Annotated in this window: 17 protein-coding genes; 7 read left to right on the top strand and 10 right to left on the bottom strand. The window is 73.0% G+C overall.

Annotated features, from left to right (window positions below):
* Positions 1 to 9: 9 nt before the first annotated feature.
* Both hemG and hemQ read left to right on the top strand, forming a co-directional pair.
* Positions 10 to 1,488, top strand: coding sequence for a protoporphyrinogen oxidase (gene hemG / locus EV371_RS24450; RefSeq protein ID WP_486484774.1), 1,479 nt, complete (start codon positions 10 to 12; stop codon positions 1,486 to 1,488).
* Entirely contained in the window at positions 1,485 to 2,222 is a 738-nt protein-coding gene (hemQ, locus tag EV371_RS24445; protein ID WP_130464120.1) for a hydrogen peroxide-dependent heme synthase, read from the top strand. The genes hemG and hemQ overlap by 4 nt, the downstream gene beginning before the upstream one ends.
* A 98-nt stretch (positions 2,223 to 2,320) precedes the next feature.
* Here the strand turns inward: hemQ and EV371_RS24440 are convergent, their stop codons facing one another.
* The 3 genes from EV371_RS24440 to msrB all read right to left on the bottom strand — a co-directional run bounded on the left by EV371_RS24440 (position 2,321) and on the right by msrB (position 3,625).
* Positions 2,321 to 2,803 carry a GNAT family N-acetyltransferase gene (locus EV371_RS24440; protein WP_130464119.1) on the bottom strand — a complete coding sequence of 161 codons (483 nt, stop codon included), beginning with the start codon at positions 2,801 to 2,803 and terminating at the stop codon, positions 2,321 to 2,323.
* Between the two features lie 93 nt (positions 2,804 to 2,896).
* The gene (locus EV371_RS24435) at positions 2,897 to 3,160 is read right to left on the bottom strand and encodes a Prokaryotic metallothionein (RefSeq protein WP_130464118.1); all 264 of its coding nucleotides are present in this window, start codon (positions 3,158 to 3,160) and stop codon (positions 2,897 to 2,899) included.
* A 36-nt stretch (positions 3,161 to 3,196) separates the two neighbouring features.
* Positions 3,197 to 3,625, bottom strand: a complete 429-nt coding sequence (gene msrB / locus EV371_RS24430; RefSeq protein ID WP_130464117.1) for a peptide-methionine (R)-S-oxide reductase MsrB — start codon at positions 3,623 to 3,625, stop codon at positions 3,197 to 3,199.
* Positions 3,626 to 3,756: 131 nt separating this feature from the next.
* Here msrB and EV371_RS24425 point away from each other — a divergent pair, with 131 nt between their 5' ends.
* Together EV371_RS24425 and ligD are read left to right on the top strand one after the other, a co-directional pair.
* Positions 3,757 to 4,290: a hypothetical protein gene (locus tag EV371_RS24425; RefSeq protein ID WP_130464116.1), complete on the top strand. Its 534-nt coding sequence runs from the start codon at positions 3,757 to 3,759 to the stop codon at positions 4,288 to 4,290.
* A 68-nt stretch (positions 4,291 to 4,358) separates the two neighbouring features.
* Positions 4,359 to 5,390 (top strand): non-homologous end-joining DNA ligase, encoded by a 1,032-nt coding sequence (gene ligD, locus EV371_RS24420; RefSeq protein ID WP_130464115.1) that lies wholly within the window; start codon positions 4,359 to 4,361, stop codon positions 5,388 to 5,390.
* A gap of 264 nt (positions 5,391 to 5,654) precedes the next feature.
* Here ligD and EV371_RS24410 read toward each other — a convergent pair whose 3' ends face one another.
* The 3 genes from EV371_RS24410 to EV371_RS24400 all read right to left on the bottom strand — a co-directional run bounded on the left by EV371_RS24410 (position 5,655) and on the right by EV371_RS24400 (position 8,928).
* A complete protein-coding gene (locus tag EV371_RS24410; protein ID WP_130464113.1) occupies positions 5,655 to 6,122 on the bottom strand; it encodes a GNAT family N-acetyltransferase in 468 nt (155 codons plus the stop codon).
* 111 nt (positions 6,123 to 6,233) lie between these two features.
* Positions 6,234 to 7,802: an alpha/beta hydrolase gene (locus tag EV371_RS24405; RefSeq protein ID WP_486484773.1), complete on the bottom strand. Its 1,569-nt coding sequence runs from the start codon at positions 7,800 to 7,802 to the stop codon at positions 6,234 to 6,236.
* 31 nt (positions 7,803 to 7,833) lie between these two features.
* Complete coding sequence (locus EV371_RS24400) at positions 7,834 to 8,928, bottom strand: ATP-dependent DNA ligase (protein WP_130464112.1); 1,095 nt, start codon at positions 8,926 to 8,928, stop codon at positions 7,834 to 7,836.
* Between the two features lie 140 nt (positions 8,929 to 9,068).
* Between EV371_RS24400 and EV371_RS24395 the strand changes: the two genes are divergently transcribed.
* Positions 9,069 to 9,293, top strand: coding sequence for a hypothetical protein (locus tag EV371_RS24395; protein WP_130464111.1), 225 nt, complete (start codon positions 9,069 to 9,071; stop codon positions 9,291 to 9,293).
* Positions 9,294 to 9,325: 32 nt separating this feature from the next.
* On the opposite strand, the gene EV371_RS24390 is transcribed toward EV371_RS24395, so the two are convergent.
* The gene (locus EV371_RS24390; RefSeq protein WP_130464110.1) at positions 9,326 to 9,529 is read right to left on the bottom strand and encodes a hypothetical protein; all 204 of its coding nucleotides are present in this window, start codon (positions 9,527 to 9,529) and stop codon (positions 9,326 to 9,328) included.
* 191 nt (positions 9,530 to 9,720) lie between these two features.
* Positions 9,721 to 10,902: an FAD-dependent oxidoreductase gene (locus EV371_RS24385; RefSeq protein WP_349340652.1), complete on the bottom strand. Its 1,182-nt coding sequence runs from the start codon at positions 10,900 to 10,902 to the stop codon at positions 9,721 to 9,723.
* 81 nt (positions 10,903 to 10,983) lie between these two features.
* On the opposite strand from EV371_RS24385, the gene EV371_RS24380 reads away from it, so the two are divergent.
* A complete protein-coding gene (locus tag EV371_RS24380; protein ID WP_130464109.1) occupies positions 10,984 to 11,670 on the top strand; it encodes a TetR/AcrR family transcriptional regulator in 687 nt (228 codons plus the stop codon).
* 136 nt (positions 11,671 to 11,806) lie between these two features.
* Here EV371_RS24380 and EV371_RS24375 read toward each other — a convergent pair whose 3' ends face one another.
* The gene (locus EV371_RS24375) at positions 11,807 to 12,850 is read right to left on the bottom strand and encodes a glutathione S-transferase C-terminal domain-containing protein (protein WP_130464108.1); all 1,044 of its coding nucleotides are present in this window, start codon (positions 12,848 to 12,850) and stop codon (positions 11,807 to 11,809) included.
* Positions 12,851 to 12,940: 90 nt separating this feature from the next.
* Positions 12,941 to 13,759, bottom strand: coding sequence for an isocitrate lyase/phosphoenolpyruvate mutase family protein (locus EV371_RS24370; RefSeq protein ID WP_130464107.1), 819 nt, complete (start codon positions 13,757 to 13,759; stop codon positions 12,941 to 12,943).
* A gap of 69 nt (positions 13,760 to 13,828) precedes the next feature.
* On the opposite strand from EV371_RS24370, the gene EV371_RS24365 reads away from it, so the two are divergent.
* On the top strand, positions 13,829 to 14,848 hold the full coding sequence (locus EV371_RS24365) for a winged helix-turn-helix domain-containing protein (RefSeq protein WP_130464106.1): 1,020 nt from the start codon (positions 13,829 to 13,831) through the stop codon (positions 14,846 to 14,848).
* The last annotated feature ends 47 nt before the right edge of the window (positions 14,849 to 14,895 follow it).

The raw sequence follows: 14,895 nt of genomic DNA, 5'->3' as shown, positions 1-14,895 counted from the left end.
GGGACGGGGGTGAACGACCAGACACGGTCCGGCGGGCTGCGAATCGCCGTGGTCGGCGGCGGCATCACCGGGCTGTCCGCCGCGGTCCGGCTGCGGGACCGGCTCCCCGCCGACACCGAGATCATCGTGTACGAGCAGTCCGGTGCGCTCGGCGGCAAGCTGCGTACCGGGTCGCTCGCCGGTGCGACGGTCGAGTTCGGCGCCGAGGCATTCCTGACCCGTGACCCGGCCGGCGGGGACTCGGCGGCCGTCGCCCTGGCCCGCCGGGTGGGGCTGGCCGACGCGTTGGTGCACCCGGCGGTCGGGCGAGCCGCGCTGGCCATCGGTGGCGAGCTGCGGCCGATGCCCTCGGGCACCCTGGTCGGGGTACCCGGCGACCTGGCCGCGGTGGCCCCGGTGGCCCGGCCGGCGGCGGAGCGGGACGTCGACGAGGGCCGCCCGCTGCTCGGCCCGGACTCCGACCCGACGGTCGGCGAACTGGTCCGGCGGCGGCTCGGCGACGAGGTGGTGGACCGGCTCGTCGACCCGATGCTCGGCGGGGTGTACGCCGGCCGTGCCGACGAGCTGTCGCTGGCCGCCACGATGCCGGGGTTGGCCCGGGCGGCGCGCATCGAGCCGACCCTGACCGGGGCGGTCCGGGCGGCGCTGGCCGCCGCGCCCCGGCCCGCCGGTAGCCCGGTCTTCGCCACGGTCTCCGGTGGGGTGAGCCGGCTGGTGGCCGCCGCGGCCGAGACGGCACGGGCCGAGATAAGACTGAACGCGGCGGTCCGGGAACTGCTGCCCGTGCCGGGCGGCTGGCGGCTGGTGATCGGCCCGACGCGTGACCCGGAGCTGGTCGAGGTCGACGCGGTGGTGCTGGCCCTGCCGGCCCGGCCGGCCGCCCGGCTGCTCGGCGGCGTCGACGTGGCCGTCGGCGCGCTGGTCGGCCGGCTCGACTACGCCAGCGTTGCGCTGGTCGGCCTCGCCCTGCCCGGTCCACCGCCGGACGACGCGGCGAGCGGTGACCCGCTGCCGGCGGCCGGTGGGGCCGTGCTGCCGGCGGACCTGTCCGGGTTTCTGGTGCCGGCCATCGCGGGGACCCTGGTCAAGGCGGCCACCTTCTTCACGAACAAGTGGGCGCACCTGCGCCAACCGGACGGCATGCTGCTGCTGCGCGCCTCCGTCGGTCGGCACGGCGAGGAGCACCTGCTGCAACGCGCCGACGACGAGCTGGCCTCGGCGGTGCACCGTGAGCTCTCCGAGCTGCTCGGCGCCGCACTGCCCGAGCCGGTCGAGAGTCACGTGCAGCGGTGGGGCGGTGCGCTGCCGCAGTACGCACCCGGTCATCTGGATCGGGTGACCGCGGCCCGGTCGGCGCTGCGGACCGCACACCCGACTCTGGCGCTGGCCGGCGCCGGTTACGACGGGGTCGGGATTCCGGTCTGCGTACGCTCCGGCGAGACCGCGGCCGAGGAGATCATCAAGGTGCTGGGAGTATCGAAGGTATGACTGCGGAACAGACCGACGGCTCGGCGCGGGGCAACGTGGGGCAGACCAACGCGGCGCGGCTGCGCGAGCTGAACGAGAGCATTCGCTACACCATGTGGTCGGTGTTCCGGGCGACCGGCCCGCTGCCCGAGGTCCGGGACGGTATCGCGGCCGAGGTCGAGTCGCTCTTCGAGGAGTTGGCCGGCAAGGACGTGGTGGTGCGGGGCAGCTACGACGTCTCCGGGCTCCGCGCCGACGCGGACCTGCTGATCTGGTGGCACTCGTCGTCGAGCGACGCGCTCCAGGACGCGTACGGACGGCTGCGGCGTACCGCGCTCGGCCGGCAGTTGGCACCGGTCTGGTCGCAGATGGCGCTGCACCGGCCGGCGGAGTTCAACAAGAGCCACATACCCGCGTTCCTGGCCGGCGAGCCGGCCCGGGGTTACGTCTGCGTCTACCCGTTCGTCCGCTCCTACGAGTGGTATCTGCTGCCGGACGCCGAGCGCCGGGAGATGCTGGCCGAGCACGGCGGGCTGGCCCGGGGCTATCCGGACGTCCGGGCCAACACGGTCGCCTCGTTCGCCCTCGGCGACTACGAGTGGTTGCTCGCCTTCGAGGCCGACGAACTGCACCGGATCGTCGACCTGATGCGCGACCTGCGCGCCTCCCGGGCTCGCCGGCACGTCCGCGAGGAGGTGCCGTTCTTCACCGGCCGGCGCCGCAGAGTCGGCGAACTGGTCAACGCCCTGCCCTGACCTGACCTAGGCCCGCCGTGCCACGCTTTCCACGCTAATGGCGGCATCGCGCGGTGGCCAGGCGTCGGGCAGAGTCCAGCAATCGGATGCCGGCGCGGCTACACCGGGTCGCGGCGCATCGGCACGTGTGCGATGCCGTCCTCGACGTACTCCGGGCCGCTCACCGTGAAGCCGTAACGGGTGTAGAAGTCGACCAGGTACGCCTGGGCGTCGAGTACGCAGAGCCGGGAGCCGACCAGGGCCAGCGCCTCGCTCATCAGCCGCCCGGCGTGTCCGCCGCCCCGGGCCCGGCGGGCCACCACCACCCGGCCGATCCGCTGCACCCCGCCCGGCTCGGCGAGCAGCCGCAGGTACGCGATCGGCACGTCATCGCTGGCCAGCCAGAGGTGCCGGGTGCCCGGCTCGACGTCCCGGCCGTCGAGTTCGGGATAGGCGCACTCCTGCTCGACCACGAACACGTCGGACCGCAGCTTCAGCAGGTCGTGCAGGGTCCGGGCGGTGAGGTCGGCGAACGACGCGATCCGGAGCTCGATCCGGTCCTGGGAGTCCGACTGGAGCGGTGGCGTCTGCGACGGGTGCATCCCGTGATGCTAGGCCGCGGCCCGTACCGCTGAGGTGTCAGGAGGGGGCGCTGCCAGAGCAGAATCCGGTGATGAGGGCCCCTTCCTTGCAGGTCAGGCTGGGCGGGCGCCGACGGCGTCGCGGATCTCCGCACCACGCTCGCCCTCGACCGCCCGGGCGCAGTGCCCGCAGCAGAAGAAGCGGCCGGAGACCTCCACGCCGTGCCCGATGATCCGGATGCCGCAGTGCTCGCAGACCGGGGCGAGCTTGTGCGCCGCGCACTCGAACGAATCGAAGGTGTGCACGTCCCCGCTCGTCGTGCGCACCTCGAACGTCAGCCAGTAGTCGTTGCCGCAGACCTCGCAGGTCGTCGCCATGTCGAATCCCCCCGTATCACCGCATCTGCGGCCATACTACGTGGTCGACGGGTCCAGGCGCATCGAGATCGAGTTGATGCAGTACCGGGCGTTCGCCGGGGTGAGGCCCTCGCCGTCGAAGCGGTGCCCGAGGTGCGAGTCGCAGTTGGCGCAGCGCACCTCGATCCGGACCATGCCGAGCGAGCGGTCCTCCAGGTAACGGATGGCGCCGGGCAGGGCCCGGTCGAAGCTCGGCCAGCCGCAGTGCGAGTCGAACTTGGTGTCGCTGGAGAAGAGTTCCGCCCCGCAGGCCCGGCAGCGGTAGGTACCCGAGGTCTTGGTGTCCACATACTCGCCGGTCCACGGGCGCTCCGTGCCCGCCTGGCGGAGCACCTTGAATTCCTCGGGCGTGAGCCGGATCCGCCACTCCTCCTCGGTGCGGGGCAGGTTGTCTCCCCGGTTGTCCCGGACACTGTTGTCAGCCATGCCCCAACGGTACGGCGGAGATCGTGCGGCGGCTAAGCGCCGGAGGTTCGCCCCAAGCGCCCGTCGATCGACTGAAAACAACGAGAAACACCTGATTAATCACCGGGCGGTCACCGGGTCGTTGACAGGACATGCGAGCGGCCACCAGGCCGGGCGGGCAGAGACGGCGACGCGAGCACCGGCTGGTGCTGGCCGAGTTCCGGCTGACCTGGCGGCAGGCGGTGGTCCGGGGACTGCGCTGGGGTGGCCTGGGCAGCGGTGCCGTGATCGTGATCGCCGGTGCGCTGCCCGGGCAGCGGGAACTGACCGGGTGGGTCTGGGTGGCCGTGCTGGCTCCGCTGCCACTCGGGGTGCTCTGCGGCGGCGTCGACCGGCTTCGGGCCCGGAGCCGGCTGGAGGAGGCGGGGCTGCGGGGCCGGGCGTACGGGGCGTACGCCTTCGTTGCCTGGCACCGGGTGGTCGACGTCCGGGCGGAGCGCCGTCGGGGCCGTACCGTCGTCGCCGTCTACCTCGGCGACGACCGGCCGATGCGGCTCTACGCCCCGTACGACGGTGGGCTGCTCGACCGGGACCCGCGGTTCGAGCAGAAGCTCGTGCTCATCTGCCAGGTCTGGGAGGCGCACCGGCACGGCAGCCGGGCGCCGGAGGTGCGCTCCCGGCCGTGAGGCCGGGCCGACGGTCGGCGTCTCCGTGTCCGGCCACCGACGTCGGACCGGTGGCATAGGGTCGGCGCATGGCTGGTGGCAGCGCGAAGGCGAAGCCCGTCGAGGTCGAGGTGGCCGGGCACACGGTACGGCTGAGCAGCCCGGACCGGGTCTACTTCCCCCGTCGCGGGTTCACCAAGAAGGACATGTTCGACTACTACCTCGCGGTCGGTGACGGGATCATGCGTGCGCTGCGTAACCGCCCGACGGCGCTGCAGCGCTTCCCCGAGGGCATCGAGGGGGAGATGTTCTACCAGAAGCGGGTGCCGGCCCGGGGCGTACCGCCGTGGATCCGGACCGCGAAGATCCAGTTTCCGAGCGGCCGGAGCGCCGACGAGCTATGCCCGGCCGACCTGGCGCACGTGGCCTGGGCGGCCCAGATGGGGACCGTCGTCTTCCACCCGTGGCCGGTCCGGGGCGGCGACGTCGACCGCCCCGACGAGTTGCGCATCGACCTCGACCCGCAGCCGGGCACCGACTTCGCCGACGCGGTGGAGGCGGCCGGCGAGGTGCGCGGACTGCTGGACGAACTCGGCGCGACCGGCTGGCCGAAGACCTCCGGCGGCCGGGGCGTGCACGTCTACCTGCGGATCGAGCCGCGCTGGACCTTCACCGAGGTACGCCGGGCGGTGATCGCGTTTGCCCGCGAGGTGGAGCGGCGTCGCCCCGACCTGGTCACCACCGCCTGGTGGAAGGAGCAGCGCGGCGAGAAGGTCTTCATCGACTACAACCAGATGGCCCGGGACCGGACGATCGCCTGCGCCTACTCGCTGCGGGCCAACGCCCGGGCCACCGTCTCCACCCCGGTCACCTGGGACGAACTGCCGGACGTGGAACCGGACGACTTCGACCTCAGGACCGTGCCGGAGCGGGTGGCGAAGATCGGTGACCCGCACGCCGGCATCGACGACGCCCCGTGGGACATCAGCCCGCTACTGGAGTGGGCCGACCGGGACGACCGGGACGGCTCCGGCGACCTGCCCTATCCGCCGGACCACCCGAAGATGCCGGGCGAGCCGAAGCGGGTCCAGCCGTCCCGGGACCGCGACCGCAAGGAGTGAGCGGCCCCCGGGACGTCGGGCGCTACGGTCGGCCCCTGGAAGGCCTCTGCGGGACTGCTCCATCCGGGAGATCGTTGGCGGAACCCTCCCGGTGGTTCAGGGACTGACGACCTTCGTCACGAAGGCTCGCCACGAGTCGGGCGCGAAGGTCAGGATGGCCCCTGCCGGTGGTCGCCCATGATCGAGCAAGGCGGGGCGTTGCTATCTTCCTCACGATCCGCTCTGCAATGGCGGCGATGTCGCCGTCATCGACGATGGATGGCGTCACAACGACAGTTTCATGCCTTCGTGGCTGGCCCGGAAGCCCAGTGCGGCATAGAACCGGTGTGCGTCCGTACGCTGCTTGTCGGTGGTCAGCTGGACCAGCCGGCAGCCGCGTTCCCGGGCCTGATCCACCGCCCAGTCCATCATTCGCCGACCGATTCCCTCGCCGCGCAGGTCGCGTCGGACCCGGACCGCCTCGATCTGCATCCGTTCGGCGCCGCGCCGGCTCACCCCGGGGATGAAGGTGAGCTGCATCGTGCCGACCGGTTCGCCGTCGAGTTCGACGACGATCAGCTCGTTGCGCGGGTCGGCGTCGACCGCCTCGAAGCCGGCCCAGTAGGCGGCGTCGATGTCCTCGCCGGTCGGCTCCGCCGGCTCCCGGCTCGCGGCCACCTCGTCGTCGAGCAGCATCGCGACGATCGCCGGTACGTCGTCCCGGCTGGCGGTCCGGAAGATCAGCTCACGCATGCCCTCAGCCTGGCACATCGACTCTGCTCGACGCGGTCGACTCGGCAGCCGGTCGGCCGCGACGGCCGGCCGGCCCTCCCGGCCCGAGCCCGGTCGGAGACCGCAGGGGCGTCAGCGGGCCGGGCAGGTGGTGCCGGCGCTCGGCGGCTTCAGGTCGATCAGGTAGTCGTCGACCGCGTTGGTGATGCAGCGGGTCTGCGGGTAGGCGGTGTGCCCCTCGCCCTGCCAGGTCAGCACCACGCCGACGTCGAGCATCTCGGCCAGCTTCGGCGTCTGCTCGTAGGGCGTGGCCGGGTCGCCGGTGGTGCCGACGACGACGATCGGCGGGGCGCCGGTCGCCGGGCCGGTCGGGTACGGGTCCCGCTGGCCGGGCCAGAACTCGCAGCTCAGCATCCCCACCGCCAACGGGGCGCCGAACAGCGGGTACTTCTCGCGCCACTGCGACTGCAACGACCGGATCCGATCGACGCCGACCCGGTCCTCCTCGTCGGCGCAGTTCACCGAGAGGTTGGCGTCGAAGAGGTTCGTGTAGCTGCCGTCCTCGCTCCGTTCGGCGTACGAGTCGGCGAGTGCGAAGACCTCCTTCGGGTCGCCGTCGGCGAGCGAGTCGATCGCGGCGGCGAGCTTCTGCCAGCCGGCCTCGGTGTAGAGCGAGGAGATCACCGCGTAGAAGACCCAGCCGGCGGTGGCCTCCCGGCCGCCCTCGCCGCGTACCGGAGAGACCCGGGCCTTCTCCAGCGCGTCCGTCACCGCGCCCCGGGCGTCCGGGGCGATCGGGCACCGGCCCGGAGTGTCCCGGCACCAGTTGGTGAAGTTGGTGAAGGCCCGCTCGAAGCCCTTGGCCTGGCTCTCCGAGCCGGCCACGATGTCCTGCTCCGGGTCGACCGCGCCGTCGAGCACCAGCGCCCGGACGTTACGCGGGAAGAGCTGGGCGTACGTCGCGCCGAGCAGGGTGCCGTAGGAGTACCCGAGGTAGCTCAGCTTCTCGTCGCCGACCGCGGCCCGGATCGCGTCCATGTCGTGCGCGGCCTGCTCCGTGGAGTAGAGCCGCAGCCGCTCGCCGTACCTGGCGCCGCAGGTGTCGCCGATCCGCCGGTTCAGCGCCACCAACTCGTCGAACTCCGCCTGGCTCGCCGGGTCCAGCTCGAAGCCGAAGCTGCGGTCCAGGTCGGCGTCGGAGACGCACTTGACGGGGGAGGAGCGGGCCACGCCCCGAGGGTCGAAGCCGATGATGTCGAAGCGCCGGGTCACCTCGTCCGGCAGCCCGCCGAAGCTGGCTCCGAACGACAGGTAGACCGCCGAGTCGACGCCGGACCCACCGGGGCCGCCCGGGTTGATCAGCAGCGAACCGATCCGGTCCTGCTGCTTGGCCGACCGGATCCGCAGCAGCGAGATCTCCAGCTTGTCGGTGCCGGCACCGCCGGCCGCGTTCCAGTCCGCGGGTACGGAGATGGTGGCGCAGTCGTACCGCATGTTGGGCGCGCCCCGGCCGACGAGCTTGCGCGGCACCTCCGGACAGGATTTCCACTTCGCGGTACCGGTGCCGCTCGGCCCGGCCGCCGAGCCGGCGCGCTCCTTCTCGTCGTCGGGCCGGAACATCGGGATGGTGCAGCCGGCGACGAGCAACACGACGGCCAGGAGACCGGCCAGGGGCAGCCGGCGAGGGTACGAGCGGGCCAAGAGATCCTCCGTGATCGTTGCGACCGTCAGGCTACGCGCCTGGGGCGAGCGGGTCGCCGCGGAGCACCTGGTCGACGTCGAACCGGATCGGACGGTCGAGTTGGTCGTACCCGCAGGAGGCCGGCTCCCGGTCGGGCCGCCAGCGGACGAACTGGGCGGTGTGCCGGAACCGGTCCCCCTCCATCGCGTCGTAGCCGACCTCGGCCACCAGTTCCGGCCGGAGCGGCTCCCATTCCAGGCTCTTGGTGCCGGACCACCGACTGGGGCCGCCGGGGATGCGCTGCCCGCTGGTGTGGTCGCCGTGCACCCACGGGTGCTCCTCGACGCCCTCGCGGTACGGCGCCAGCTCGTCGAGGAGCTCGGCGCGGCGGGCGGCGCTGAACGACGCCGACACGCCGACGTGGTGCAGGGTGCCCCCCTCGTCGTGCAGGCCGAGCAGCAGGGAACCGACCACCGGGCCGGACTTGTGCCAGCGGAACCCGGCGACCACCACGTCGGCGGTACGGGTGTGCTTGACCTTGAACATCAGCCGCTTGCCCGGCTGGTAGGGGATGTCGGCAGGCTTGGCGACCAGCCCGTCCAGCCCGGCCCCCTCGAAGATCTCGAACCACCGGGCCGCCGTCTCCGGGTCGGTGGTGGTCTGGGTGACGTGCACCGGCGGTACGACCCCGCGCAGCTCCTGGACGAGCCGGCCGCGGCGCCGCTCGTAGGGCTGGTCGACCAGCGACTCGTCACCGATGGCGAGCAGGTCGAAGGCGACCAGGTCGGCCGGGGTGGTCTCGGCCAGCATGTTGACCCGGGACGCCGCCGGATGGATGCGCTGGCTGAGCAGCTCGAAGTCGAGTCTGGGAGCGCCGTCCGGGCCGTCCCGGCGGATGACGATCAGCTCGCCGTCGACCGCGCAGCGGGTCGGCAGCTGGGCCCGGGCCTGCGCCACCACCTCCGGGAAGTAGCGGGTCATCGTCTTGCCGCCCCGGCTGGCCAGCTCGACCTCGTCACCGTCGCGGAAGACGATGCACCGGAAGCCGTCCCACTTCGGCTCGTAACTCATCCCCGGGCCGGTGGGGATCTTCGGCACGCTCTTCGCCAGCATCGGCTCGACCGGCGGGTTGATCGGCAGTTCCACCCGGCCAAGTCAACCAGATGGGCGACGGGCCGGGGTCCCCCTGGCCGTACCGGTCGTCCCATCGGCACCACCGGGCGCAGGAGTTTCGCGTCGGCCACCGCGCGTGACGTGTTTACGCAGCTCAGAGCTATCTTCGCCGGATGCGGGGCTGGGTGTGCGTCTGCTGCGGCCGGTGGCAGGTGAGTGTCGAGCGGATCGCCGGGAGGTACCTCTACCGGCTGGCGTACCGCTATCACCCGGAGGTGGGCGGGGTTGACGTACTCGGGGAGGTGGGGTCGGTGGCGGCGCTGGAGCGACTGCTGCGGATCCGTACCCCGGTGACCCTGGCCGACCTCCGTGAACGTCCGGCCGGCAGGGCCTCGTAACCGAGCTGCGTGTGTCGGCTCGTCGCGCGTTACTACAGCGCCTTCGCGATCTCGGCCAGCACGTCGGCCGGGACCTCGACCGCGGTCTCGTGCGCCGGGATGTCGAGCTGGGCCAGTGCCTCCGGGTCGGAGACGCGCCAGCCCTGCACGATGAAGGTGTCACGGTCCGTGCGGTACAGCGACGGGCAGTTGTTGATCTGGGACTGCGCGGTCTTGCGAATGAAAGTGAGCTTCACGATCGGGCCTTTCACTCCTTTTATGCCGCTTCGGGCCGGATGCCCTAGCGGTCTGTGTTGCATTATGCGGCCAATCAGGACGTTCGGGCACGGATCACAGCAACGTGGTGGCGTGAATGTAGGTGAATGGCCGATTCATCTCGCGCCTGACCCGCGGGGATTTCTGGTAAGGGCCGCGCATCGGCGCAGGTTCAGGCGCGGGGCTCGGCCGGGGGGTGCCAGTCCGCGTACCGGGCCATCGAGCGGAGTGCGACCCGGGGCGGGGTCAGGCGCATCATCACGTTCCGTAATCCGACCGCCAGCGGGTTGCGCAGCTGCTGGCCGAACCGGCCAATCTGGTACGAGGCCCGGGCGACCCGCTGGCTGCGCGGGCGGCGCTCCGCGTCGTACCGGGCCAGGCCGGCCGGCACCCCGACCCCCTCGGGGAGGCACGAGCCGAGCACCACCGCGTCCTCGATTGCCTGGGCCGCGCCCTGGCCCAGATTCGGGGTCATCGCGTGCGCGGCGTCGCCGAGCAGCGCGACGGCGCCCCTGACGTAGCTGCCCAGCGGGGTGCCGAGATGGTAGAGGTCGTTTCGGAGCACCCCGGACGGGCTGGTCGCGTCCAGCAATCGCGGGATCGGCGGGTGCCACGACCCGAAGCGCTCCCGCACCGCCGCCAGCTCGTCGGCGTCGCGCTGCCCCTCCGGGGCGGTGACCGCGCCGAACCAGTAGACCCGGCCGTCGCCGAGCGGCACCATCCCGAACTCGGCGCCCGGCGCCCAGGTGATCGCCACCAGCAGTTCGCCGGTCCAGGGTCGGTCCGTCACGCCCCGCCAGGCGGTGCTGCCGACGTACGCCGGGGCCGGGGTCTCCGGCCACAACCGCCGGCGTACGACGCTGCGCAGCCCGTCGGCCCCGACCACCAGCTCGGCCCGGAGCGTCCGCCGGGCGCCCTCGCAGACGTAGCTGACCTCGGCCGGCGGGCCGGCGACCACCTCGACCACCTCCGCCCCGGTGACCACGGTCGTGCCCTCGGGCAGCGCGGCGTGCAGGATCTCGTGCAGCCTCGCCCGGTGGATGCCCAGCGACTCCGTGCCGAGCTGGTCGACCAGGTCGGCGGCGGCCATCCGGGCCAGCCAGCGGCCGTCCGCGGTACGGCTGCCACCGGCCGCCTCCACCCGACCGGCCGCCCGGATCCGCTCCCCGAGGCCGAGCGCCGCCAGCCCGGCCAGCGCGTTCGACATCAGCGTGATCCCGGCGCCGGCCGTGCCGAACGCGGGCGCCCGTTCCAGCACCGTCACCCGCCAGCCCTGCCGACGCAGCGCCAGGGCGGCGCAGAGGCCGCCGATGCCGGCGCCGACCACCACCGCGCTCCGATCCAACGTGCCCAACGTGCACCTCCGGTAAGCGGTCCTTCTACGCCTGTAGAAAGGCATACTACAGGCGTAGAAGAGCGGGTGGAGGGAGTACGGGTGACCGCTCGGCGGGACCGGTTCGCCGTCATCACCGACGCCGCGATCGAACTGGTGGCGGAGCTGGGCATGCGCGGGCTGACCCACCGGGCCGTGGACGGCCGCGCCGGCCTGCCGCTCGGCTCCACCTCGGCGTACTTCCGGACCCGGAAGGCGCTCATCGAGGCGGTCGTACGCCGCCTCGCCGACCTCGACCGTGCCGACCTCGAAGCCACCGACCTGCCCGTCGAGGCGGCCACCGGACCGGCGGTCCCGCCCGGTGGGAGCGGGCCACTCGGACCCCGGGAACTCGACCAGCTCGCCAACCGGATAGCCGGCCTGCTCGACCGCTGGCTGACCGCAGGACGTATCCGGACACTGGCCCGGTACGCCTGCCTGCTGGAGGCCACCCACCACCCCGAGCTACGGGAGATTCTGTCGTACGGCATCGCCTCCCGGACCCAGGCCCGTGCGCTACTCGGGCAGGCCGGAGCGGCAGATCCCGAGCGGAGCGGCAAGCACCTCGTCGCCTGCCTGGACGGGCTGCTCTTCGACCGTCTCGTCGGCGCCGGCTCGCTCGACGCGCCGGTTCCGGGGAGCGAACAGAGCCGGCAGGACCTCTACCAGGCCGTCCGGACCGTACTCTTCGCGATGGCCGCCACCGGCTCCCCGGCGCCCGGCGGCCCGGATACCGGCGACAACGCCTGACCGGTCGCAGGGCCGACCGGTCGCAGGGCCGCTTCCGGTCCGGCTGGCGCTCCGCAGTGGCCGCCCGCTCAGCCCGGCCACCGTCGCCCGCCGCCTCTCCGCGCTGATGACGCCGACAGCGGCCCTGCGTCGACGGTCAGCCCGCCAGCGGGATGTGCCCGGCCGGCACGGTCTCGTCGGCGCGTGGCGGTGGCGGCGGGGTGCCGTCCCCGAACGGGCGGCCGCCGAGCGCCTCCCGGCCGTGCGGCTCCAGCCAGTTCCGCAGGTCCGGTCCGAGCGGCACGATCCCGGTCGGGTTGATGTCCCGGTGCACCTCGTAGTAGTGCCGCTTGATGTGGTCGAAGTCGACGGTGTCACCGAACCCGGGCGTACCGAACAGGTCCCGGGCGTACGCCCACAGCACCGGCTGCTCGGTCAGCTTCTGCCGGTTGCACTTGAAGTGCCCGTGGTAGACCGCGTCGAACCGGACCAGGGTGGTGAAGAGCCGCACGTCGGCCTCGGTGATGCTCTCCCCGACCAGGTAGCGTCGCCCCTCCAGCCGGGCCGACAGCCAGTCCAGTCGGTCGAAGAGCCGCCGGTACGCCTTCTCGTACGCCTCCTGGCTGCCGGCGAACCCGCACCGGTACACCCCGTTGTTGACATCGGCGAAGACGACCGCGTTCACCTCGTCGATCTCGTCCCGCAGCGGCTCCGGATAGAGGTCGGGCGCACCGGATCGGTGGTACGCCCGCCACTGCGTCGACAGGTCGATGGTCATCTGGGCGAAGTCGTTCGTCACCACCTGCCCGGTCGGGACGTCCACGATCGCCGGCACCGTGATCCCGCGCTCGTATCCCGGGAACCGGGCGAAGAACGCCTCCTGGAGCCGCTCGATGCCGAGCACCGGGTCCCGGCCGCCGGGGTCGAGGTCGAACGTCCAGCTCCGGGCGTCGTGGGTCGGCCCGGCGACCCCCATCGACAGCACGTCCTCCAGCCCGAGCAGCCGGCGGACGATGATCACCCGGTTGGCCCACGGACAGGCCCGGCTCACCACCAGCCGGTACCGGCCCGGCTCCACCGGATAGCCGTCCCGCCCGTCGGCGGTGATCCGGGTGGCGATGTAGCGCTGGTCCCGGGTGAACTCCTCGCCCGGGTTGACGTAGCTGCCCTCGGTGCTGTTGCCCTCTGTGGTGTTCGCCATTGCGCTATCGTTCCCCAAACTTCCGCCGGAACCACCGCCGGGCGGTCCGAATCCGGGTCGGGCCCGGCACACCGGGCGTCGGCGCGGCAGTCAGCGACGCATCAGCTCGTTGACCGCCCCGTAGTCCAGGGCGCCGGCGAGGGCGTCGTAACCGCCCGACCCGTACACCTCCTCGGCGGCCCGCCGGACCACCGCGTACGCCGCCGTGGCCACCGACGAGCCGAGGCTGACCCGGGCCACCCCGAGCCGGGCCAGCTCGGGTACGGCCGGCGCGCCGGGACCGGCGAGGATGTTCAGCGGTGCCGGGATGCCGGCGACCAGTGCCGCCACCGTCTCCGGGTCGACCACCCCGGGCACGAAGATCCCGTCGGCGCCGGCCAGGAGATAGTGGGCCGCCCGGTCGAGGGTCTCCGGCACCCCGCCGGTACCCCGCAGGAAGGTGTCGATCCGCGCGTTGACGTACAGCGGAATCCCGACCGCGTCCGCGACGGCCCGGGTGGCGGCCAGCCGGGCCGACTGGTCGGCGACGTCGCGCAGCCCCGGCCCGCCGTCCGGTGCCGCGTCCTCCAGGTTCACCCCTACCGCACCGGCGGCCAGCACCGCGCGGACGGTCTCGCCGACCTGATCCGGGGTCGCCCCGAAACCCGTCTCGATGTCGGCGCTCACCGGCACCGAGACCGCCGCCGCGACCCGCCCGACGAGTTCGGTGGCCGGCTCCCGGCCGAGGACGTCGCCGTCCGGGGCACCGAGGCTCCACGCCACCCCGGCGCTGGTCGTCGCGACGGCCCGCGCGCCGGCCGCCGCCACGATCCGGGCACTCGCCGCGTCCCAGGCGTTGACCAGGACGACCGGGTCGGCGGGGACGTGCAGGGAACGGAACAGCTCGGCGCGAAGACGTTGCTCACTCATGGTCGGTAGTCTCCGCCGCCCGCGCGGCAGGCCGTATCCTTTCAGCTCTGCCTAAAACGAGAGGTCGACGTGGTCTCCATCGGTCTGCCGGGCGGCGCCGTCGCCCGGATCCGGTTCGCGGTCTCCTGCCTGTGGGAGGTCGCGACCAGCGTCCGGGTGCTGCGCGACGCCGGCGACCACGCCGTGCACCTGCCCTGGGCGACCCGGGTACGCCCCCGGCTCGTCGACGCCGGCCTGATCCCCGCCCGGACCGCGCCCCTCGGACCGGCTGGTGCCGGGACGGCCCGGGGCGGGCTGCTCTGGCAGCTGATCCCGGCCCGGCCGCACTACCTGCCCGACTTCCTCACCCCGGCACCCGAGGGACTCACCCCGGACCTCGACACCGAACTCGCGACGCTGCTGGCCACCCCGGCCGAAACGGTCCGGGCGGACCTCGACGACTATCCCGGCCGGGACGCCCCGGAAGTGCGCCACCTGTACGCCGACCCGGCCGACGGGCTGCGCCGGCTCGCCGACGAGATCGTCCGGTACTGGCGGATCGCGCTCGCACCGGACTGGGCCCGGATCCGGCTGCTGCTCGACGCGGAGGTGCACCACCGGGCCCGGCGGCTCGCCGCCGACGGCGCCGCCGGACTCCTCAACGACCTGCACCGGCAGGTCCGCTGGGAGGGGGAGACGCTGGCCATCGCCCAGCAGCACTGCACCGCCGCCGACCTGCCGGACGGGAACGGCCTGGTGCTGATCCCGTCGGTCTTCGTCTGGCCGTCGGTGGCGAGCGTCCCGGCCCGCCCGGCGCCACAGCTCGCGTACCCGGCCCGGGGCATCGCCACGCTCTGGGAGACGCCCCGGCAGGCACCCGGCAGCCTGGCCGCGGTACTCGGCAGGGGCCGGGCCCGGGTACTCGCCGAGATGCGGTCACCGGTCTCCACCACCGAGCTGGCCCGGCGTACCGGGCTCTCGGCCGGGGGCGTCTCGCAGCACCTCGCCGTGCTCCGGGCCGCCGGGCTGGTGGCCACGCACCGGACCGGCCGGACCGTGCTGAACAGCCGCACCACCGTCGCCGAGGCACTGCTCTCGGTGGCCGGCTGAGGTCGCCCGCCGCCACGCCGCGGGCCGCTCAGCCCTCCGGGCAGGTG

The sequence above is a fragment of the Plantactinospora sp. CNZ321 genome (assembly GCF_004217235.1).
Note: the sequence above shows the minus strand (reverse complement) of the source record. Positions and strands in the feature narration are given on the sequence as shown.

What these genes read in the sequence shown, in the direction of transcription:
- hemQ (WP_130464120.1), top strand. Translation starts at nt 1,485, where the DNA reads ATGACTGCGGAACAGACCGACGGCTCGGCGCGGGGCAACGTGGGGCAG.
- EV371_RS24440 (WP_130464119.1), bottom strand. Translation starts at nt 2,803, where the DNA reads ATGCACCCGTCGCAGACGCCACCGCTCCAGTCGGACTCCCAGGACCGG.
- EV371_RS24435 (WP_130464118.1), bottom strand. Translation starts at nt 3,160, where the DNA reads ATGGCGACGACCTGCGAGGTCTGCGGCAACGACTACTGGCTGACGTTC.
- msrB (WP_130464117.1), bottom strand. Translation starts at nt 3,625, where the DNA reads ATGGCTGACAACAGTGTCCGGGACAACCGGGGAGACAACCTGCCCCGC.
- EV371_RS24425 (WP_130464116.1), top strand. Translation starts at nt 3,757, where the DNA reads ATGCGAGCGGCCACCAGGCCGGGCGGGCAGAGACGGCGACGCGAGCAC.
- ligD (WP_130464115.1), top strand. Translation starts at nt 4,359, where the DNA reads ATGGCTGGTGGCAGCGCGAAGGCGAAGCCCGTCGAGGTCGAGGTGGCC.
- EV371_RS24410 (WP_130464113.1), bottom strand. Translation starts at nt 6,122, where the DNA reads ATGCGTGAGCTGATCTTCCGGACCGCCAGCCGGGACGACGTACCGGCG.
- EV371_RS24395 (WP_130464111.1), top strand. Translation starts at nt 9,069, where the DNA reads ATGCGGGGCTGGGTGTGCGTCTGCTGCGGCCGGTGGCAGGTGAGTGTC.
- EV371_RS24375 (WP_130464108.1), bottom strand. Translation starts at nt 12,850, where the DNA reads ATGGCGAACACCACAGAGGGCAACAGCACCGAGGGCAGCTACGTCAAC.
- EV371_RS24370 (WP_130464107.1), bottom strand. Translation starts at nt 13,759, where the DNA reads ATGAGTGAGCAACGTCTTCGCGCCGAGCTGTTCCGTTCCCTGCACGTC.